General features: G+C 57.8%; 19 protein-coding genes. 16 read left to right on the top strand and 3 right to left on the bottom strand.

From position 1 onward, the window contains the following. Positions 1 to 72: 72 nt before the first annotated feature. From fadI to sixA, 3 genes are all read left to right on the top strand, one after another. Positions 73 to 1,383, top strand: coding sequence for an acetyl-CoA C-acyltransferase FadI (gene fadI / locus EAE_RS24875; RefSeq protein ID WP_015706184.1), 1,311 nt, complete (start codon positions 73 to 75; stop codon positions 1,381 to 1,383). Beyond that, positions 1,383 to 3,527 (top strand): fatty acid oxidation complex subunit alpha FadJ, encoded by a 2,145-nt coding sequence (gene fadJ, locus EAE_RS24870; RefSeq protein WP_015706183.1) that lies wholly within the window; start codon positions 1,383 to 1,385, stop codon positions 3,525 to 3,527. Before fadI ends, fadJ begins: the two co-directional genes overlap by 1 nt. A 210-nt stretch (positions 3,528 to 3,737) precedes the next feature. Continuing rightward, positions 3,738 to 4,223 (top strand): phosphohistidine phosphatase SixA, encoded by a 486-nt coding sequence (gene sixA / locus EAE_RS24865; RefSeq protein WP_015365538.1) that lies wholly within the window; start codon positions 3,738 to 3,740, stop codon positions 4,221 to 4,223. A 25-nt stretch (positions 4,224 to 4,248) separates the two neighbouring features. Here sixA and smrB read toward each other — a convergent pair whose 3' ends face one another. After that, positions 4,249 to 4,800, bottom strand: a complete 552-nt coding sequence (gene smrB / locus EAE_RS24860; protein WP_015365539.1) for an endonuclease SmrB — start codon at positions 4,798 to 4,800, stop codon at positions 4,249 to 4,251. Between the two features lie 166 nt (positions 4,801 to 4,966). Here smrB and prmB point away from each other — a divergent pair, with 166 nt between their 5' ends. Genes prmB through EAE_RS24830 form a run of 6 tightly spaced genes read left to right on the top strand, consistent with a single transcriptional unit; the run spans position 4,967 to position 9,524 of the window. Beyond that, complete coding sequence (gene prmB / locus EAE_RS24855) at positions 4,967 to 5,899, top strand: 50S ribosomal protein L3 N(5)-glutamine methyltransferase (RefSeq protein ID WP_015706182.1); 933 nt, start codon at positions 4,967 to 4,969, stop codon at positions 5,897 to 5,899. Between the two features lie 40 nt (positions 5,900 to 5,939). Continuing rightward, on the top strand, positions 5,940 to 7,025 hold the full coding sequence (aroC, locus tag EAE_RS24850; RefSeq protein WP_015706181.1) for a chorismate synthase: 1,086 nt from the start codon (positions 5,940 to 5,942) through the stop codon (positions 7,023 to 7,025). A gap of 3 nt (positions 7,026 to 7,028) precedes the next feature. After that, positions 7,029 to 7,853: a penicillin-insensitive murein endopeptidase gene (gene mepA / locus EAE_RS24845; RefSeq protein WP_015706180.1), complete on the top strand. Its 825-nt coding sequence runs from the start codon at positions 7,029 to 7,031 to the stop codon at positions 7,851 to 7,853. After that, on the top strand, positions 7,853 to 8,662 hold the full coding sequence (locus EAE_RS24840) for a sulfite exporter TauE/SafE family protein (RefSeq protein ID WP_015365543.1): 810 nt from the start codon (positions 7,853 to 7,855) through the stop codon (positions 8,660 to 8,662). The genes mepA and EAE_RS24840 overlap by 1 nt, the downstream gene beginning before the upstream one ends. Continuing rightward, positions 8,662 to 9,210: an elongation factor P hydroxylase gene (locus EAE_RS24835; RefSeq protein ID WP_015365544.1), complete on the top strand. Its 549-nt coding sequence runs from the start codon at positions 8,662 to 8,664 to the stop codon at positions 9,208 to 9,210. The genes EAE_RS24840 and EAE_RS24835 overlap by 1 nt, the downstream gene beginning before the upstream one ends. 32 nt (positions 9,211 to 9,242) lie before the next feature. Then, positions 9,243 to 9,524 (top strand): YfcL family protein, encoded by a 282-nt coding sequence (locus EAE_RS24830; RefSeq protein ID WP_015365545.1) that lies wholly within the window; start codon positions 9,243 to 9,245, stop codon positions 9,522 to 9,524. Between the two features lie 110 nt (positions 9,525 to 9,634). Here the strand turns inward: EAE_RS24830 and mnmC are convergent, their stop codons facing one another. Next, on the bottom strand, positions 9,635 to 11,623 hold the full coding sequence (gene mnmC, locus EAE_RS24825; RefSeq protein WP_015706179.1) for a bifunctional tRNA (5-methylaminomethyl-2-thiouridine)(34)-methyltransferase MnmC2/FAD-dependent 5-carboxymethylaminomethyl-2-thiouridine(34) oxidoreductase MnmC1: 1,989 nt from the start codon (positions 11,621 to 11,623) through the stop codon (positions 9,635 to 9,637). A gap of 158 nt (positions 11,624 to 11,781) precedes the next feature. Here mnmC and fabB point away from each other — a divergent pair, with 158 nt between their 5' ends. Further along, positions 11,782 to 13,002 (top strand): beta-ketoacyl-ACP synthase I, encoded by a 1,221-nt coding sequence (gene fabB / locus EAE_RS24820; protein ID WP_015706178.1) that lies wholly within the window; start codon positions 11,782 to 11,784, stop codon positions 13,000 to 13,002. A 138-nt stretch (positions 13,003 to 13,140) separates the two neighbouring features. Next, positions 13,141 to 14,316, top strand: coding sequence for an MFS transporter (locus tag EAE_RS24815; RefSeq protein ID WP_015706177.1), 1,176 nt, complete (start codon positions 13,141 to 13,143; stop codon positions 14,314 to 14,316). Between the two features lie 42 nt (positions 14,317 to 14,358). Here EAE_RS24815 and flk read toward each other — a convergent pair whose 3' ends face one another. Beyond that, positions 14,359 to 15,342 (bottom strand): flagella biosynthesis regulator Flk, encoded by a 984-nt coding sequence (flk, locus tag EAE_RS24810; RefSeq protein ID WP_072056523.1) that lies wholly within the window; start codon positions 15,340 to 15,342, stop codon positions 14,359 to 14,361. Positions 15,343 to 15,451: 109 nt separating this feature from the next. Between flk and pdxB the strand changes: the two genes are divergently transcribed. From pdxB to accD, 5 genes are all read left to right on the top strand, one after another. Then, on the top strand, positions 15,452 to 16,588 hold the full coding sequence (gene pdxB / locus EAE_RS24805; protein WP_015706175.1) for a 4-phosphoerythronate dehydrogenase PdxB: 1,137 nt from the start codon (positions 15,452 to 15,454) through the stop codon (positions 16,586 to 16,588). Positions 16,589 to 16,650: 62 nt separating this feature from the next. Further along, positions 16,651 to 17,664 (top strand): aspartate-semialdehyde dehydrogenase, encoded by a 1,014-nt coding sequence (locus EAE_RS24800; RefSeq protein ID WP_015365551.1) that lies wholly within the window; start codon positions 16,651 to 16,653, stop codon positions 17,662 to 17,664. Next, complete coding sequence (gene truA, locus EAE_RS24795; RefSeq protein ID WP_015706174.1) at positions 17,664 to 18,476, top strand: tRNA pseudouridine(38-40) synthase TruA; 813 nt, start codon at positions 17,664 to 17,666, stop codon at positions 18,474 to 18,476. Before EAE_RS24800 ends, truA begins: the two co-directional genes overlap by 1 nt. A gap of 51 nt (positions 18,477 to 18,527) precedes the next feature. Then, on the top strand, positions 18,528 to 19,187 hold the full coding sequence (locus tag EAE_RS24790; RefSeq protein ID WP_015365553.1) for a DedA family protein: 660 nt from the start codon (positions 18,528 to 18,530) through the stop codon (positions 19,185 to 19,187). Between the two features lie 199 nt (positions 19,188 to 19,386). After that, a complete protein-coding gene (accD, locus tag EAE_RS24785) occupies positions 19,387 to 20,301 on the top strand; it encodes an acetyl-CoA carboxylase, carboxyltransferase subunit beta (RefSeq protein WP_015365554.1) in 915 nt (304 codons plus the stop codon). Positions 20,302 to 20,330 lie beyond the last annotated feature (29 nt).

Genomic DNA, 20,330 nt, shown 5'->3' with positions numbered 1-20,330 from the left:
TAATGTAAAAAATTAGTTAAGACTAGTTATCAGGTCAGACCACTTGGTTTTATCGGTTAACAGGGGAGAGTTATGAGTCAGGCATTACCGCTTATCACCCGTCAGGGCGATCGCATTGCCATTGTCAGCGGTTTACGTACCCCATTTGCCCGTCAGGCGACGGCGTATCACGGCGTTCCGGCCGTAGATCTGGGTAAAATGGTCGTCGGCGAAATGCTGGCGCGCAGTGAAGTTCCCCCGGAAGTGATTGAACAACTGGTCTTCGGCCAGGTTGTACAGATGCCGGAAGCGCCGAATATTGCTCGTGAAATCGTGCTCGGTACCGGCATGAATGTGCATACCGACGCCTATAGCGTCAGCCGCGCCTGCGCCACAAGTTTCCAGGCGGTAGCCAATATTGCCGAAAGCCTGATGGCCGGCACGATCCGCGCGGGCATCGCCGGCGGCGCTGATTCCTCCTCCGTTCTCCCCATCGGCGTGAGTAAAAAACTGGCCCGCACCCTGGTGGATGCCAATAAAGCGCGCACCCTTGGCCAACGGCTAAAACTCTTTTCCCGCCTGCGCCTGCGCGATCTTTTACCGGTGCCACCTGCTGTCGCGGAATACTCAACCGGCCTGCGGATGGGCGACACCGCTGAGCAGATGGCGAAAACCTGGGGCATTAGTCGTGAAGATCAGGACGCGCTGGCGCTGCGTTCACACCAGCTTGCCGCCCGCGCCTGGGAAGAGGGCAAACTGGCCAGTGAAGTGATGACGGCCTATGTACCGCCTTATCGCGAGCCGCTGGAGCAGGACAACAATATTCGTAAAAATTCAACCCTGGCGGATTACCAAAAGTTACGTCCGGCGTTCGATCGTAAACACGGTAGCGTCACGGCGGCAAACAGTACGCCGCTCACCGACGGCGCCGCCGCGGTGATCATGATGACCGAATCCCGGGCCAAAGAGTTGGGGTTAACGCCGCTGGGCTACCTGCGTAGCTATGCTTTCACCGCTATTGATGTCTGGCAGGACATGCTGCTGGGGCCGGCGTGGGCGACGCCGCTGGCGTTGGATAGGGCGGGAATTACCCTTGCAGACCTCACGTTGATTGATATGCATGAAGCTTTCGCCGCGCAGACGCTGGCGAATCTACAATGTTTAGCCAGTAATCGTTTCGCCCGGGAAGTGCTGGGCCGTTCACAGGCAACCGGGGAAGTCGATGCCAGCAAGTTCAACGTGCTCGGCGGCTCTATCGCCTACGGACACCCCTTTGCGGCGACCGGCGCGCGCATGATTACCCAGACGTTGCATGAACTCCGGCGCCGCGGCGGCGGATTTGGGCTGGTTACCGCCTGCGCGGCGGGGGGTTTAGGTTCCGCTATGGTTCTGGAGGTCGAATAATGGAAGCGGCAACAGCTTTTACGCTTGAAATTCGCCCGGATAACATCGCCGTTATTACCATCGACGCGCCCGGCGAAAAGATGAATACCCTGAAAGCCGAGTTCGGCGGCGAGGTGCGGACGATTATCCGCCAGCTCCGCGAAAATAAGGCGCTGCGCGGCGCCGTATTTATCTCCGCTAAACCCGACAACTTTATCGCCGGCGCGGATATCAACATGATTGCTCGTTGTACCAGCGCCGCAGAAGCCGAAGCGCTGGCGCGCCAGGGCCAGCAGATCATGTCCGAGATCCACGCGCTTTCTATCCCGGTGATTGCCGCCATTCACGGCGCCTGCTTTGGCGGCGGCCTGGAGCTGGCGCTGGCCTGTCATGGGCGAGTCTGTAGCGATGATGATAAAACGCGGTTGGGATTGCCGGAAGTGCAACTGGGGTTGCTACCGGGCTCCGGCGGCACTCAACGCCTGCCGCGGCTGATTGGCGTCAGTACGGCGCTTGAAATGATCCTCACCGGTAAACAATTGCGTCCGCGTCAGGCGTTGAAAGCCGGGCTGGTGGACGATGTTGTCCCGCAATCGATATTGCTGCGGACCGCGGTTGAGCTGGCGCTACAGGGCCGGCCGGCGAGCCGAACTGTGCCGGTGCGCGAACGGGTACTTGCCGGGCCTCTGGGGCGTCAGCTGCTGTTCCGCATGGTGGCGAAAAAGACCCGGCAAAAAACGCAGGGTAATTACCCGGCGGCAGAACGTATTTTACAGGTGATAGAAAACGGACTGGCGCACGGCTGCAGCAGCGGTTACGCCGAAGAGGCGCGAGCGTTTGGCGAACTGGCGATGACGCCGCAATCGCAAGCGTTACGTTCTATTTTCTTTGCCAGCACCGATCTGAAAAAAGATCGTGGCGCCGAAGCTGACCCCGCTCCGCTGAATAGCATTGCTGTACTCGGCGGCGGCTTAATGGGAGGCGGAATTGCTTACGTCACCGCCTGTAAAGGCGGCCTGCCGGTACGCATAAAAGACATTCAGGCGAAAGGCATCAATCATGCGCTCAGGTACAGTTGGGAGCTGCTGGATAAGCAGGTGCGTCGCCGCTATCTGCGCGCCAGTGAACGCGATCGTCAGCTGGCGCTGATTTCCGGCGCTACGGATTATCATGGCTTTGCCCACCGCGATGTGGTCATCGAAGCGGTGTTTGAGGATCTGGCGCTGAAGCAGCGGATGGTTGGCGAGATCGAACAATGCTGCGGGCCGCAGACGATCTTTGCCTCCAATACCTCATCGCTACCGATCGGCGAGATCGCCGCTCAGGCCGCGCGGCCTGAGAAGGTAATTGGTCTGCACTTTTTCAGCCCGGTCGAAAAAATGCCGCTGGTTGAGGTTATCCCGCATGCAACGACCGATGAGCAAACCATCGCCACGGTGGTGAAGCTGGCGAAGCTGCAGGGCAAAACGCCGATCGTGGTTGCCGACCGTGCCGGTTTTTATGTTAACCGTATTCTGGCGCCCTATATCAATGAAGCCATGCGCCTGCTGCTGGAGGGCGAGCCGGTTGAACATATTGATAATGCGTTGGTTAAATTTGGTTTCCCGGTTGGACCTATTCAGTTGCTGGATGAAGTCGGCATTGATACCGGCACTAAGATTATCCCGGTACTGGAGACCGCTTTTGGTGAACGTTTTAGCCCGCCTGCAAACATCATTGACGCGATTTTGAAGGACGATCGCAAAGGCAGAAAAAATAATCGCGGTTTCTATCTTTATGAGACAAAAAGGCGTAAAAGCAAAAAACGGGCTGACCCGGCTATTTACCCATTATTGGCAGTAGCAAGTCCGCAGGCGCGTTTGTCTGCTCAGCAGGTCGCTGAACGCTGCGTGATGATGATGCTCAACGAGGCGGCGCGCTGTTTTGATGAACAGATCGTACGTAGCGCGCGTGATGGCGATATTGGCGCCGTCTTTGGTATAGGTTTTCCGCCGTTTCTCGGCGGCCCGTTCCGCTATATGGATAGCCTCGGCGCGGGTGAAGTCGCCGCAATCTTGCAGCGTCTGGCCGCACAGTACGGCCCTCGTTTTTCTCCGTGCGACACCTTATTGCGCATGGCCGAGCAGGGGGCGACCTTTTGGCCCACTGGTGAACGGACGACCTAAGTTATGGTCAAAAGAAGGTAAATCCAACGTGGACTGGCGCTGTTGATTGGCGGTTTTGTAAACAAATATTGACTATACTTACGCCATTGAGGTAAAAAACAGCGTTTCATTCGTTGGATGGATCAGGCACAATGCCCGGCCACCGGGTCGCCTGCGTATTGTTTACGCAGAGCGAGTTGCGGTGATTCTGGTTAACAAAAGCGGTGCAATATGCAAGTTTTTATCATGCGTCACGGCGACGCTGCCCTCGATGCAGCCAGTGACTCCGTTCGTCCCTTAACCGTTTGCGGTTGTGACGAATCTCGTCAGATGGCAACCTGGCTGAAAGGTCAAAAAGTGGATATTGAGCGGGTGCTTGTCAGCCCTTACCTGCGTGCAGAGCAAACTCTCGACGTAGTAGGGGAGTGCATGAACCTGCCGAAAGATGTCGACGTGATGCCGGAACTCACGCCGTGCGGCGATGTAGGGATGGTTAGCGCTTATCTTCAGGCGCTGGCGAATGAGGGCGTGAAAACGGCGCTGGTCGTTTCACACCTGCCGTTGGTGGGGTACCTCGTCTCAGAGCTGTGCCCGGGGGAAACGCCCCCGATGTTTACTACCTCAGCGATTGCCTGCGTCACCCTCGACGCCGACGGCAAGGGCGAATTCAACTGGCAGATGAGCCCCTGCAATTTGAGAATGGCGAAAGCCATCTAAGGCTTTCCACCCTCGGAGCTTCCGCTTACGGAAGCTCCGGCGGCAACCACTCTTCAACTTCAATCAGTACCAATAGCGCGGCATCGCCGCCGTACTCTTTTGGTGCCTGATGGAACGCCATAATATGCGGATGTTGCGCCAGCCACAGCGGCGTTTGCTGCTTGAGGATATGTTTTCCGTGTCCGTGCATCACGCAGGCGCAGAAGATATGTTCGCGGCGGCAGGCGGCAATCAGCGCGCCCAATTCTTGTTTTGCCTGCATCTGGGTCAGGCCATGCAGATCGAGAAACAGCTCCGGCGAATAGTCGCCGCGGCGCAGTTTTTTCAGCTCAAAATGGCTGACATCCGCGCGCACGTACTTCATCGCGCCTTCCGTATTGAGCAACGGCTGAAATTCGTCGGAAAAATAGTGGCTGTTATCCACCTGTTCCTGCAGCAATCGCTTAGGCGGAACCTCGCTGAGCTTCTTGCGCTGCGGGCGGTGTACGATAGTGTCCTGTTTAATTTGCCGGGTGCCGGTCATTAGCTGGCGGAACAGCGCCTGATCCTCCGCGCTTAGTGGTGTTTTCTTTTTCATTGCCCAATCTCACTATTTCTTTTCGTTAGTTTACCCGACTCGCCCGCGCTTCAGGCAAGGAAAACCTATTTTTCCCCACTCCGGCTGCGCAAGAATGCTGATTTATCGCCGCCGTCGTGGCAAACTAGCCGCCGAATTTATAGCAGAGCGTGCCCTGGAGGATTGCGTGGATAAAATTTTTGTTGATGAAGCGGTCAATGAGCTGCAGACCATTCAGGACATGCTGCGTTGGGCGGTAAGTCGTTTTAGCGCCGCCAACATCTGGTACGGTCATGGCACCGATAACCCGTGGGATGAGGCCGTACAGCTGGTATTACCCTCGCTGTACCTGCCGTTAGATATACCGGAAGATATGCGCACCGCGCGCCTGACCTCCAGCGAAAAACATCGTATCGTCGAGCGCGTGATTCGCCGCGTCAACGAACGCATTCCCGTCGCTTACCTGACCAACAAAGCATGGTTCTGCGGCCATGAATTCTATGTCGATGAGCGCGTGCTGGTACCGCGCTCGCCGATTGGCGAACTGATCAATAACCAGTTCTCCGGGCTGATAAACCACAAACCGCAGCATATTCTCGATATGTGTACCGGTAGCGCCTGTATTGCCATCGCCTGCGCCTATGCCTTCCCGGAAGCGGAAGTCGACGCTGTCGATATCTCCCCGGACGCGCTGGCCGTTGCCGAACATAACGTTGAAGAACATGGCCTGATTAACCAGGTTACCCCGATCCGTTCCGATCTCTTCCGCGATCTGCCGAAGCTGCAGTACGATCTGATCGTGACCAATCCGCCGTACGTTGATGAAGAAGATATGGCCGATCTGCCTGATGAATATGAGCATGAGCCGGTTCTGGGTCTGGCTTCCGGTAGCGATGGCCTGAAGCTGACGCGCCGCATTCTTGGCTGCGCGCCGGATTACCTCAACGACGACGGTATTCTGATTTGTGAAGTCGGTAACAGCATGGTACATCTGATGGAGCAGTACCCGGACGTGCCGTTCATCTGGCTTGAGTTTGATAACGGCGGTGATGGCGTCTTTATGCTGACTAAACAGCAGCTTATTGACGCGCGGGTGCATTTCGGCATTTATAAAGACTAAAAAAACAACACGCAAACATAACGAAAAGAATGGAGCCGTGATGGCAGGAAATACAATTGGACAACTCTTTCGCGTCACCACCTTCGGCGAATCACACGGCCTGGCGCTGGGTTGCATCGTCGACGGGGTGCCGCCAGGCATTCCGCTGACCGAAGCTGACCTGCAGCACGATCTGGATCGCCGTCGCCCTGGGACATCGCGTTACACCACCCAGCGCCGCGAACCGGACCAGGTGAAAATCCTTTCCGGCGTCTTCGAAGGCGTGACCACCGGCACCAGTATTGGCCTGTTGATTGAAAACACCGATCAGCGTTCCCAGGACTACGGCGCGATTAAAGATCTGTTCCGCCCGGGTCATGCGGATTACACCTACGAGCAGAAATACGGCCTGCGCGACTATCGAGGCGGCGGCCGTTCGTCTGCGCGTGAAACCGCGATGCGCGTGGCGGCCGGGGCGATTGCCAAAAAATTCCTCGCGGCTAAATTTGGTATTGTGATCCGCGGCTGCCTGACGCAGATGGGCGATATTCCGTTGGCCATCAAAGACTGGGAGCAGGTTGAGCAGAACCCATTCTTCTGCCCGGATCCGGATAAAATCGACGCGCTGGATGAACTGATGCGCGGCCTGAAAAAAGAGGGCGACTCTATTGGCGCGAAAGTGACCGTCGTGGCTGACGGCGTTCCTCCGGGCCTCGGCGAGCCGGTGTTCGACCGCCTGGATGCCGATATCGCCCACGCGCTGATGAGCATCAACGCGGTGAAAGGGGTAGAAATCGGCGATGGTTTTGAGGTGGTCAAACTGCGCGGCAGCGAAAACCGCGACGAAATCACCAAAGCCGGCTTCCAGAGTAACCACGCCGGCGGCATTCTTGGCGGTATCAGCAGTGGCCAGCAAATTGTTGCTAACATCGCGCTGAAGCCAACCTCCAGTATTACCGTTCCCGGTCATACGATTAACCGCTTCGGCGAAGAAGTCGAAATGATCACCAAAGGGCGTCACGATCCGTGCGTCGGCATTCGCGCGGTTCCGATCGCCGAGGCCATGCTGGCTATCGTGTTAATGGATCACTTTATGCGTCAACGCGCGCAGAATGGCGACGTGACAACATCAATTCCACGCTGGTAACCGATGAAAAATACCGTTATCGCACTGCTGGCGCTTTTGGCCAGCACCGCCAGCCTGGCGGCGACGCCGTGGCAGAAAATATCCCAGCCGATTAGCGGCAGCGCCCAGTCTATTGGCGCGTTTGCCAATGGCTGCATCGTCGGCGCCCAGCCGCTACCGCTGAACTCCCCTGATTACCAGGTAATGCGTACCGATCAGCGTCGCTACTTCGGCCATCCGGATCTCGTGCAGTTTATTCAGCGGCTGAGTTTGCAGGCGCACAATAAAGGTATGGGGACGGTGCTGATTGGCGATATGGGCATGCCTGCCGGCGGGCGCTTTAACGGCGGCCACGCTAGCCATCAGTCGGGTCTGGATGTTGATATTTTCCTGCAATTGCCGCAGACCCGCTGGACCTCCGCGCAACTGCTGAAACCACAGGCGCTGGACTTAGTCGCCCGCGATGGCAAGCGGGTGGTGCCGTCACTGTGGAGCCCGCAAATCAGTAACCTGATTAAAATGGCGGCGGAAGATAACGATGTGACGCGTATTTTCGTCAACCCGGCTATCAAACAGCAATTGTGTCTCGATGCTGGTAACGATCGCCAATGGCTACGCAAAGTTCGCCCGTGGTTCCAGCATCGCGCCCACATGCACGTGCGCCTGCGCTGCCCGGCGGGCAGCCTCGAGTGCGAAGATCAAGCGCCGCCGCCGGCTGGCGATGGCTGCGGAGCCGAGCTGCAAAGCTGGTTTGAACCGCCTAAACCTGGGTCAACCCCACCTGTGAAGAAGACGCCGCCTCCGCTGCCGCCTTCCTGCCAGGCGCTACTGGATGAGCATCTTCTCTAATGGATAGTTTTGTCGAACTGTTTATGGTGTCGCCAATGGTTTTGGTGGCGCTCTTTTTCGTCGCGATTCTGGCCGGATTTATTGATTCTTTAGCTGGCGGCGGCGGGTTGTTAACCGTCCCGGCGTTGATGGCGGCGGGTATGCCACCCGCTCAGGCATTGGCGACCAATAAGCTACAGGCCTGCGGCGGTTCCATTTCCGCGACGCTCTACTTTATCCGTCGCAAGGTGGTAAATCTTGCCGATCAGAAACTCAATATTCTGATGACGTTTATCGGCTCGACGGCGGGTGCGCTGCTGGTGCAGCACGTGCAGTCCGATATTTTGAAGCAAATCCTGCCGCTGCTGGTGATCGGCATTGGGCTGTACTTTTTGCTGATGCCTAAGCTTGGCGAATCCGATCGTCAGCGTCGCCTGTATGGTTTGCCGTTCGCGCTGGTCGCTGGCGGCAGCGTGGGTTTCTACGACGGTTTTTTTGGCCCCGGCGCCGGTTCTTTTTATGCGCTGGCCTTTGTGACGCTCGCCGGGTTTAATCTCGCGAAATCCACCGCTCACGCCAAACTGCTAAACGCTACCTCCAATATTGGCGGCCTGCTGCTATTTATCATTGGCGGCAAAGTGATTTGGGCCACCGGTTTTGTGATGATGGCCGGACAGTTTATCGGCGCTCGCGCCGGTTCGCGGCTGGTGTTGAGTAAAGGGCAGTCGCTGATTCGGCCGATGATCGTCATCGTCTCCGCGGTGATGAGCGCTAAACTTCTTTACGACAGCCACGGGGCTGAGATTTTGCAGTGGTTGGGAATTCACTAATGCAACAGCAACACCATTATCAGCAGTTGGTCGAGATCTTCGACAAGTGCTTTGCCGATGATTTTAATACCCGTCTGATTAAAGGCGACGACGAACCGATCTATCTTCCTGCAGATAGCGAAGTGCCATACAACCGGATCGTGTTTGCTCACGGCTTTTACGCCAGCGCGCTGCACGAAATTTCCCACTGGTGTATCGCCGGCAAGGCGCGGCGCGAGCAGGTAGATTTTGGTTACTGGTACTGCCCGGACGGCCGCGATGCGATGACGCAAAGCAAGTTCGAAGACGTCGAGGTCAAGCCACAAGCTTTTGACTGGTTGTTCTGCACGGCGGCGGGATTTCCGTTTAACGTCAGCTGTGACAACCTCGAAGGCGACTTTGAGCCCGACCGCATCGCCTTTCAACGGCGCGTACATGCCCAGGTGATGACCTATCTGGAGCAAGGGATCCCTGAGCGACCGGCACGCTTTATTCGCGCGCTGCAACAGTATTATCAAACGCCGCCGCTGACGGCAGAACAATTTCCGTGGCCGGAAGACCTGCACTAAAGCCACGTTCTACAAATGAAAGAGGAAAGACGATGATCGCGGAGTTTGAATCACGCATTCTGGCGTTAATTGACGATATGGTAGACCACGCCAGTGATGACGAACTGTTTGCTGGCGGTTATCTGCGCGGCCACCTGACGCTGGCGGTGGCTGAGCTGGAAGGGGAAGGGGAACATACGGCGCAGGCGATTAATGATAAAGTCGCCAGCAGCCTGGAAAAGGCCATCAGCGCGGGCGAACTATCGCCGCCGGATCAGATTCTGGTGCAAGGGATGTGGAATAACCTGTACCAGCAGGCGAAAAATCAGGCCTGATAAATGGTGTCATCCGGATGAGGCGTTAGCCCACATCCGGAGACTCTCCCCGGTCGCGCTGCGCCTACCGGGGCGACTACACCCAGGTCGGGATAAGGCGCAAGCCGGCGTTATTTTACCGCTTTTCCCTTCAGCAGTTTTCTTACCCACAGTCGATTCGGATTCAGCGCCGCGAGAGTTTCGCTATCCAGCGGTAGCGGTTCTTCACTCATCTGCGCGGCCAGCAGTTCGGCGCTCAATGGCGCGGTGCACAACCCACGAGATCCCAATGCCGCGAGCATAAAGAGATTGTGATAGACCGGCGCGCTGCCGACATTTTCCTGCTGTTGGTGAAGCGTGGCGTACTGCGTCAACGTTTTCTCATAATCCGGAACGTTGCCCACCATCGGCAGGTGGTCGCGGGTGGCGCAGCGTACGCCGCAGCGGGCTTCGTTGCCGCTAACATCCACCTCTTTTGCCCATGCCGCCTGCGGGAAACAATCAATCAGGCGCTGGCGATTTTGCCACTGATCTTCGGCGCTGAAATCGGTATCCGTCTTGCCGCGATGATAGCTGGCGCCGATACAGTGTTGCTGATTCTCGGGGTTTTGTGGCGTCAGATAGCCGTCATAGCATAACACCTGGCGCAGGGCGGAAAGCCCCGGCGTGGTGGGTATATGGCTGACCTGGCCGCCGACCGGATAAGCCGGTAACTGCCTGGTCTGGGCAAAATCAGTCAGGCGATGTCCGTTCGCCAGTACTACCGCCTGATGACGATGCTGCTGATTGAGCAACCAGCCGTCGCCATCCGCGCTGAGCGTTTCGACGGGATAACCGTAGTGGCTGCGTAGTCCCTGCGTCGCCGCCAGCGCCAGTAATTCTGCCGTCAACTGCTGCGGGCACAGCCAGCCGCCGGCCGGATAGGTGATACCGCCGCAGCCGGTATCAACGCCGGTCAGTTCAGCAACCTGCTCCGCCGTCACCGCGCAGGCGATTTCCGCCGGTAAATCTGAAGCCAGCATTTGGGCGATTTTCTGCGTGCTTTTTTCATCCCAGGCGAGTTGGGTTACGCCGCACCATTGATGATCAAATTCCACTGGCAGGGCGTCGTAGAGGCGGCGCGCGAAAGTAAATGCCGCCGGGAAAAAGCGCGCCAGCGAAGGGTCGTGCTGGCTTAATAGCGGATACAGCGCGCCCTGACGATTGCCGGATGCGCCGCTGGCGGGCGCATCGTCAGCGCAGTACAACGTCACCTGCCAGCCGCGACGCAGCAGCGCCAGCGAGAGCAGGGCGCTGGCGATACCGCCGCCGATCACCGCCGCTTCGCGCGATTGACTACCGCTGCGGGCAAACCATGGCGTCCGCGCGAATGTCGGAACGTCGGCGGTCAATTCACCGATTAGCATTTCGCGCTTGCGACCAAAGCCTTTGCGTTTTTGCATGCTAAAGCCGGCCTCCTGCAGCCCGCGGCGAACGAAGCCAGCGGAGGTGAAGGTCGCCAGCGTGCCGCCGGGGCGGGCCAGACGCGCCATGGCTGAAAACAGCCCCGGCGTCCACATATCCGGGTTTTTCGCCGGCGCGAAGCCGTCGAGGAACCAGGCGTCGACCTGGCGGTTGAGTGAATCGTCAAGCTGGTCGGTGAGCGTGTTGATATCGCCAAACCATAAATCCAGCGTGACGCGGCCATCGTCGAGCAGCAGGCGGTGGCAGCCCGCGATTGGCAATGGCCACTGCGCCTGTAGCTGTTCAGCCCATGGCGCCAGTTCCGGCCAGTGCTGGTGCGCCAGGCGCAGGTCGTCGGCCTTCAGGGGAAATTTTTCAAAACTGATGAAATGTAATCTTTGCAGCGTAGCCTGCGGATTATCGCGACGAAAAACAGCAAACGCCTGCCACAGCGTCAGGAAATTGAGCCCGGTGCCGAAGCCGCTCTCCGCGACGATAAACAGCGGGCGCGGGTGGGTTGGAAAACGGCTATCAAGCTGGTTGCCGTTGAGAAAAACGTAGCGCGTCTCTTCCAGACCGTTGTCATTAGAAAAATAAACGTCGTCAAAATCTCGGGAAACAGGTGTACCCTCAGCGTTGAATTCCAGGTTGGCGGGTTGTATGGCGTTTTGTTTCACGTAAGTTACTCGAATCACAAGGCGTAGCGCGATCTTAACGATGTGTGCCAGAAGGCGCAAATTTATACACAAAATGGCTGATCGGACTTGTTCGGCGTACAAGTGTACGCTATTGTGCGACTCGAAACTTAAAATAGTGCGACTTACAGAGGTATTGAATGAAACGTGCAGTGATTACTGGCTTGGGCATCGTTTCCAGCATCGGTAATAACCAGCAGGAAGTCCTGGCATCTCTGCGTGAAGGACGTTCAGGGATCACTTTCTCTCAGGAGCTGAAGGATTCAGGAATGCGTAGCCACGTATGGGGCAACGTCAAACTGGATACCACGGGCCTCATTGACCGCAAAGTAGTTCGCTTTATGAGCGATGCATCCATCTATGCTTATCTGTCCATGGAGCAGGCGGTAGCCGACGCCGGTCTGGCGCCGGAAGCATACCAGAACAACCCGCGTGTCGGCCTGATTGCAGGTTCCGGCGGCGGCTCCCCGAAATTCCAGGTCTTCGGCGCCGATGCCATGCGTAGCCCGCGTGGTCTGAAAGCCGTGGGCCCATACGTTGTGACTAAAGCGATGGCTTCCGGCGTATCTGCCTGCCTCGCCACGCCGTTTAAAATCCACGGCGTCAACTACTCTATCAGCTCCGCTTGCGCCACTTCCGCACACTGCATCGGTAACGCGGTAGAACAGATTCAGCTGGGCAAACAGGACATCGTCTTTGCCGGCGGCGGCGAAGAGCTGTGCTGGGAAATGGCTTGTGAATTCGACGCCATGGGCGCGCTGTCCACTAAATACAACGATTCTCCGGACAAAGCGTCCCGTACCTATGATGCGAACCGCGACGGTTTTGTTATCGCGGGCGGCGGCGGCATGGTCGTGGTGGAAGAGCTGGAACACGCGCTGGCGCGCGGCGCGCATATCTATGCGGAAATCGTCGGTTACGGCGCGACTTCCGATGGCGCGGACATGGTTGCTCCATCTGGCGAAGGCGCAGTGCGCTGCATGCAGATGGCGATGCACGGCGTTGATACTCCGATCGACTACCTGAACTCCCACGGCACTTCGACTCCGGTAGGCGACGTTAAAGAGCTGGGCGCTATCCGCGAAGTCTTCGGCGACAACAGCCCGGCTATCTCCGCCACCAAAGCGATGACCGGCCACTCTCTGGGCGCCGCAGGCGTACAGGAAGCCATCTACTCTCTGCTGATGCTGGAGCACGGTTTTATCGCGCCAAGCATCAACATCGAAGAGATGGACGAGCAGGCTGCCGGCCTTAACATCGTCACCAAACCGACCGATGCTCAGTTGACCACCGTGATGTCCAACAGCTTCGGCTTCGGCGGCACCAACGCGACCCTGGTTATGCGTAAATACAACGCCTAATTGGTTAGAGTCAGTACCAGGGGAGCCCGAGGCTCCCCTTTTTTTGACGTCTTGACAGCGCCTGGCGAGAGCAGGCAAATTGCTCGCCATCATTCCCATTCCATCTTCTCGCCTTGCTCTGCAAAACTGGGGTAACGCATGTCCGCAGCGACAAAAACGATAAACAACGCTTCAGAGAATTTCTCGCTATTTCGCATTACCTTTGCGGTTTTTCTGACCTATATGACCGTGGGGTTGCCGCTACCGGTTATCCCGCTATTTGTGCACCACGATCTCGGCTTTGGCAACACACTCGTCGGCGTGGCCGTCGGCATCCAGTTTCTCGCCACGGTATTAACCCGCGGCTATGCCGGGAGACTGGCCGATCAGTACGGCGCGAAACGCTCGGTGCTGCAAGGAATGTTGGCCTGTGCTCTGGCCGGCTGCGCCTGGCTGGCGGCGGCGCTGCTGCCGGTGCCGGTAATGGCCAAATTTGGCCTGCTGGTGCTGGGTCGTTTGATTCTCGGCTTTGGTGAAAGCCAACTGCTGACCGGTAACTTAAGCTGGGGATTAGGGCTGGTTGGCCCGCGACGTTCCGGTAAAGTGATGTCGTGGAACGGCATGGCGATGTACGGGGCGCTGGCGGTGGGCGCGCCGCTGGGGCTGCTGATTTACAGCCGCTTCGGCGTGGCGGCATTGGCCTGCGTTACGATGGCGCTGCCGCTGCTGGCGTGGGCGATTAACGGCACGGTTCGTAAAGTTCCCGCCCACGGCGGCGAGCGTCCTTCGCTATGGAGCGTCATCGGCATGATCTGGCGGCCGGGAATTGGTCTCGGCCTGCAGGGCGTCGGCTTTGCGGTGATCGGTACCTTTGTTTCACTCTATTTCGCCAGCCACGGCTGGGCGATGGCCGGCTTCACGTTGACCGCGTTTGGCGGCGCTTTTGTCCTGATGCGTATTCTGTTCGGCTGGATGCCGGATCGCTTTGGCGGCATTAAGGTGGCGATGGTATCACTGCTGATTGAAGCGATTGGTCTGACGCTGCTATGGCAAGCGCCGGGCGCCTGGGTGGCGCTGGCGGGCGCCGCTTTGACCGGCTGCGGTTGCTCGCTCATCTTCCCGGCGCTGGGTGTTGAGGTAGTCAAACGGGTTCCGGCCCAGGTTCGCGGCACCGCGCTTGGCGGCTATGCCGCGTTTCAGGATATCTCTTACGGCGTCACCGGCCCGCTGGCTGGCCTGCTTGCCACCTCGCTTGGCTATGCTTCCGTATTCCTTGCCGGGGCGATTTGCGCGGTATTGGGCATTGGTGTCACTTTACTGACGCTGCGTAAGTAATGGCATCATGGCGGCGTTCTGGCCGCCATGATTGTTTTTAGCTTACAGCACCAGCCACAGCAGAATAATCAACACCAGCAGGGCAATCGCCACCGTCCACGCTTTTTTGCTATACACCGCATGGGGGGCGGGCAGCGGCTCGACCGGGGTAATTGCCATTGTCGCCTGGGCGCGGGCCACGCGTAGCGCAAAGACCTTATTTAATAGCGTTAGCACCTGCGGGCTGGTTAATGTCGTCGTGGGCGTCACCTGCCAGCTGCTTTGCGCGAAATCGGCGATTTTCTGCCACTCCTGCGCTTCCAGCGGTTGCTTGAGCGCTGCCTGCAGCGAATTCATCGTCGGCGCGGTTTGCGCGCTCAGCGTTTGTCGCGCCTGCAGCCAGTACGAGAGTGGGGTGAAGTGGGTGGCGGGGATCAGTTCGCCGGATTTCACGCCGCACAGCTCAAGCATTGATTGCCAGATAAGCTTGCTCGATTCGCCGGTTGCGGCGGCCAGTTTGGTCACTAGCTGATTCAGGGTGTTATGTTCCGCCGGCAGCAAAGGGCGCAGCGTCGGCGTACGCTGCTGCGGCTGTGGGATCGCCAACTGGCCGTTTTGCAGCAGATGCAGCACGTTCTCCAGCTGTGCCTGGGTCAGCGCATGCAGCACGGTTTGACCGTAATTCTGGCGGATATAATCGCTCACCGCCTGACGGTTATTCCCCTGGGTCAGCAGTTCGCTGAGCTGGGCGAGAATTTGCCGATGGTGGTGGTTTTGCTGAGCGATACTTAAGCGCTGATTCAGGTTGCTCTCAGCCGCGCTGAAATGGCTCGCCAGCAGCGGCGTGTCGCCTTTCAGACCCAGATCGTGCTTCACGCAGGCCCACACTTCGGCGTTTTGCTGCGATGTCAGCGTCACCAGACGCGTTATCAGCCGCTCCAGAACGGTGCGTTGCTGCATGGTGAGCGCGTTTGGGCCCACGGCGGATGCGCCGGATGGGCCAGTCCCCGGAGGGCGATCGGACATACCTGAAACGGGTGGTGTCATGATGAATCCTTACCGTAGTGCTGTACTTAAGCCGGGTGATGATGTTCCTGGCGGCCAGATTATGGCACACTTCCCCGGTTTACTCTCGTTCTCAGACAGGTACTGAACCGTGAAAATCCTCGTTGATGAAAATATGCCCTATGCGCGTGAGCTTTTTAGCCGTTTGGGAGACGTGCAGGCCGTTCCCGGTCGTCCCATTCCGCAGGAAGCGTTAACCGACGCCGACGCGCTGATGGTGCGTTCCGTTACTAAGGTGAATGAAGCGCTGCTCTCCGGTAAGGCAATTAAGTTTGTCGGCACCGCCACCGCAGGCACCGATCATGTCGATCAAGCGTGGTTACAGCAGGCGGGGATTGGCTTTTCCGCCGCGCCGGGCTGTAATGCGATCGCGGTGGTGGAGTATGTTTTCTCGGCGCTGCTGATGCTCGCCGAGCGCGACGGATTCGCGCTGGCTGATCGTACCGTCGGTATCGTCGGCGTCGGCAACGTTGGCGGGCGTTTGCAAAAACGTCTGGAAGCGCTGGGAATTAAAACATTACTCTGCGATCCGCCGCGCGCCGATCGTGGCGATGAAGGCGACTTCCGCAGCCTGGATGAGCTGGTGCAGCAGGCGGATGTCCTGACTTTCCACACGCCGTTGTTTAAAGACGGGCCGTATAAAACGCTGCATCTGGCCGATGAAGCGCTGATTAGCCGCCTGCAGCCGGGGGCTATTCTGATTAACGCCTGCCGCGGGCCGGTGGTGGATAACGCGGCGCTGCTCAAGCGCTTGCAGGCCGGGCAGCAGCTGAGCGTGGTGCTTGACGTCTGGGAACCCGAACCGGATCTGAATACCGAGTTGCTGGCGCGTGTCGATATCGGTACCTCGCATATCGCCGGTTATACCCTTGAAGGCAAAGCGCGCGGCACCACCCAGGTTTTTGAAGCCTATAGCGCGTTTATTGGCCATCCGCAGCAGGTGGCGCTGGATACGCTACTGCCGGCGCCGGAATTTGGCCGCATCACTCTGCACGGCCCGCTCGATCAGGCGACGCTGAAAAGGCTGGTCCATTTGGTGTATGATGTGCGCCGCGATGATGCGCCGCTGCGTAAAGTGGCAGGCATTGCCGGTGAATTCGACAAGCTGCGCAAAAATTATCAGGAACGCCGCGAATGGTCTTCCCTGTACGTACAGTGCAGCGATGAAAAAGCAGCGACGCTGCTGCGTCAGCTCGGTTTTAATGCCGTACATCATCCTGTTCGTTAATATCTTCTTAATGCCCCTGTCGGATAATCTGGCAGGGTCGCTATTTTCTGGAGTACACCACCATGTCTGAAGGCTGGAATATTGCCGTACTGGGCGCAACCGGCGCCGTAGGCGAAGCCCTGCTTGAAACCCTTGCTGAACGCCAGTTTCCGGTAGGCGAAATTTATGCGCTGGCGCGCAATGAAAGCGCGGGCGAACATCTGCGTTATGGTGGCAAATCGGTCATCGTGCAGGACGCCGCCGACTTTGACTGGACCCAGGCCCAGTTGGCTTTCTTCGCCGCGGGCGTCGAAGCCAGCGCGGCGTATGTCGAAGAAGCCACCAACGCCGGTTGTCTGGTTATCGATCTTAGCGGCCTGTTTGCGCTGGAGCCGGACGTGCCGCTGGTGGTGCCGGACGTCAACCCGTTCGTGCTCGGCGACTACCGCAACCGTAACGTGATCGCGGTACCAAACAGCCTGACCAGCCAACTGCTGACGGCGCTGAAGCCGCTGATCGATGATGGCGGCCTGTCGCGTATTACCGTTACCAACCTGCTGTCTGCCTCGGCGCAGGGGAAAAAAGCGGTCGATGCGCTGGCGGGGCAGAGTGCGAAGCTGCTGAACGGTATTCCGATTGATGAAGACGATTTCTTTGGGCGCCAGCTGGCTTTCAACATGCTGCCGATTCTGCCGGATCGCGAAGGTAGCGTGCGCGAAGAACGTCGTATCGTCGATGAAGCGCGCAAAATTCTGCAGGATGACGGCCTGATGATTTCCGCAAGCGTCGTGCAATCGCCGGTCTTCTATGGCCATGCGCAGATGGTGAATTTTGAAGCGTTGCGTCCGCTGGCGGCGGAGGAGGCGCGCGACGCCTTTACCCGCGGCGAGGATATCGAGCTTTCTGAAGAGGGCGAGTTCCCGACGCAGGTCGGCGATGCTTCCGGTAACGCGCGTCTGTCCATCGGTTGCGTGCATAACGATTACGGCATGCCCGAGCAAATTCAGTTCTGGTCGGTTGCCGATAACGTGCGCTTTGGCGGCGCGCTGATGGCGGTGAAAATCGCCGAGAAGCTGGTTCAGGAGTATTTGTACTGATGTCTGAACCACAGCAGCAGCCGGTGTATAAAATCGCGCTGGGCATCGAGTACGACGGCAGCAAATACTACGGCTGGCAGCGGCAAAACGAAGTGCGCAGCGTGCAGGAAAAGCTGGAAAAGGCGCTGTCGCAGGTGGCGGCCGAACAGGTACACGTATTCTGCGCCGGGCGTACCGACGCCGGCGTACACGGTACCGGCCAGGTGGTGCACTTTGAAACCCGCGCTCAGCGTAAAGACGCCGCGTGGACGCTGGGCGTAAATGCGAATTTACCTGGTGACATCGCCGTGCGTTGGGTGAAGCATGTTGCGGACGATTTTCACGCCCGCTTCAGCGCGACGGCCCGTCGTTACCGCTACGTCATCTATAATCACCGCCTGCGCCCGGCGGTGTTAAGTCAGGGGGTGACGCATTATTACCACCCTCTGGATGCCGGGCGGATGCATCGCGCCGCGCAGTGTTTAATTGGCGAGAATGACTTCACCTCGTTTCGCGCGGTGCAATGTCAGTCGCGTACGCCGTGGCGTAACGTGATGCATATCAACGTGACCCGTCACGGGGCTTATGTGGTGGTGGATATCAAAGCGAACGCTTTTGTTCATCATATGGTAAGGAACATCGTCGGCAGCCTGATGGAAGTAGGCGCCGGAAACCAGCCAGAGAGCTGGATTGCAGAACTGCTGGCGGCGAAGGACCGGACTCTGGCTGCCGCGACGGCGAAAGCGGAAGGATTGTATCTGGTGTCGGTGGATTATCCGGCCCATTTCGACCTGCCGGTGATGCCGATGGGCCCGCTGTTTTTGGCGGACTAATATCAGCGCCCCCGTAACAGGGGGCGGTTGTCACTAAAGGCTAAGACAAATATGGACCTGATTCATTTTTTGATTGATTTCATCCTGCATATTGATGTGCACCTTGCGGAGCTGGTCGCACAGTATGGCGTCTGGGTTTACGCCATCCTGTTCTTGATTCTGTTCTGCGAAACCGGCCTGGTGGTGACGCCGTTCCTGCCCGGAGATTCTCTGCTGTTCGTCGCCGGCGCGCTCTCCGCGCTGCCAACTAACGATCTCAACGTACACCTGATGGTCGCGCTGATGGTCATTGCCGCCGTTGTTGGCGATGCCCTGAACTACACCATCGGTAGATTGTTCGGCGAAAAGCTGTTCAGCAATCCGAACTCGAAGATTTTCCGTCGTAGCTATCTCGACAAAACCCATACCTTCTATGAACGCCACGGCGGCAAAACCATCATCCTCGCGCGTTTTGTGCCGATCGTCAGAACCTTTGCGCCGTTTGTGGCGGGAATGGGTCACATGTCCTATCGTCATTTTGCGGCGTACAACGTGGTTGGCGCGCTGCTGTGGGTACTGCTGTTCACCTACGCCGGGTACCTGTTCGGTGATTTACCGATCGTACAGGAAAACCTGAAGCTGCTGATCGTGGCGATTATCGTCCTGTCGGTACTGCCTGGCGTTATCGAAGTGATTCGCCATCGCCGGGCGGCGGCAAAGCAGGCTAAATAAGCCCTTAGCGGCATTCTCGCCGGGCGTTGCTATGACGTCCGGCGCGCAAAGTGTGAGCGGTTCGACCACTTTTTTATCCCATGTTACGGGATGTTATGATTTAATGTGCAACATTCATGGTCTGTGAGGGGCAAAAGTGGCATTATGCGCCCCTTGCGACAAAACTGGCATCGACCAGGTTCAGGTAGAAAGGTTATCAATGAGCTGGATTGAACGAATTAAAAGCAATATAACCCCCACCCGTAAGGCAAGTATTCCTGAAGGTGTATGGACCAAGTGCGACAGCTGCGGTCAGGTACTGTACCGCGCAGAGCTGGAGCGCAACCTGGAGGTTTGCCCTAAGTGCGATCACCACATGCGTATGTCGGCGCGCAACCGCCTGCATAGCCTGCTGGACGAAGGTTCTCTCGTGGAACTGGGTAGCGAGCTCGAGCCAAAGGATGTGCTGAAGTTCCGCGATTCGAAAAAGTATAAAGACCGTCTGGCCTCTGCACAGAAAGAGACCGGCGAGAAAGACGCGCTGGTGGTGATGAAAGGCACCCTGCACGGCATGCCTGTCGTGGCGGCGGCATTTGAATTCGCCTTTATGGGGGGTTCGATGGGTTCCGTTGTTGGCGCGCGTTTCGTCCGTGCGGTTGAGCAGGCGCTGGAAGACAACTGCCCGCTGATCTGCTTCTCCGCCTCCGGCGGCGCCCGTATGCAGGAAGCGCTAATGTCGCTGATGCAGATGGCGAAGACCTCCGCGGCGCTGGCGAAAATGCAGGAGCGCGGTTTACCGTACATCTCCGTGCTGACCGACCCGACTATGGGCGGCGTCTCCGCGAGCTTCGCAATGCTGGGCGATCTGAATATCGCCGAGCCAAAAGCGCTGATCGGCTTCGCCGGTCCTCGCGTTATCGAGCAGACCGTGCGTGAGAAGCTGCCGCCGGGGTTCCAGCGCAGTGAGTTCCTGATTGAAAAAGGGGCGATCGACATGATTATCCGTCGTCCTGAAATGCGTCTGAAATTAGCCAGCATTCTGGCGAAACTGATGAACCTTCCTTCGCCGCAGGCCGATGCGCCTCACGAGGGCGAGGTGGTACCACCGGTACCGGATCAGGAACCAGAGGCCTGATAATGCAGAGGGCAGGGCCGACAGGCGCT

The sequence above is a fragment of the Klebsiella aerogenes KCTC 2190 genome, assembly GCF_000215745.1.
Lineage (GTDB): Bacteria > Pseudomonadota > Gammaproteobacteria > Enterobacterales > Enterobacteriaceae > Klebsiella > Klebsiella aerogenes.
Note: the sequence above shows the minus strand (reverse complement) of the source record. Positions and strands in the feature narration are given on the sequence as shown.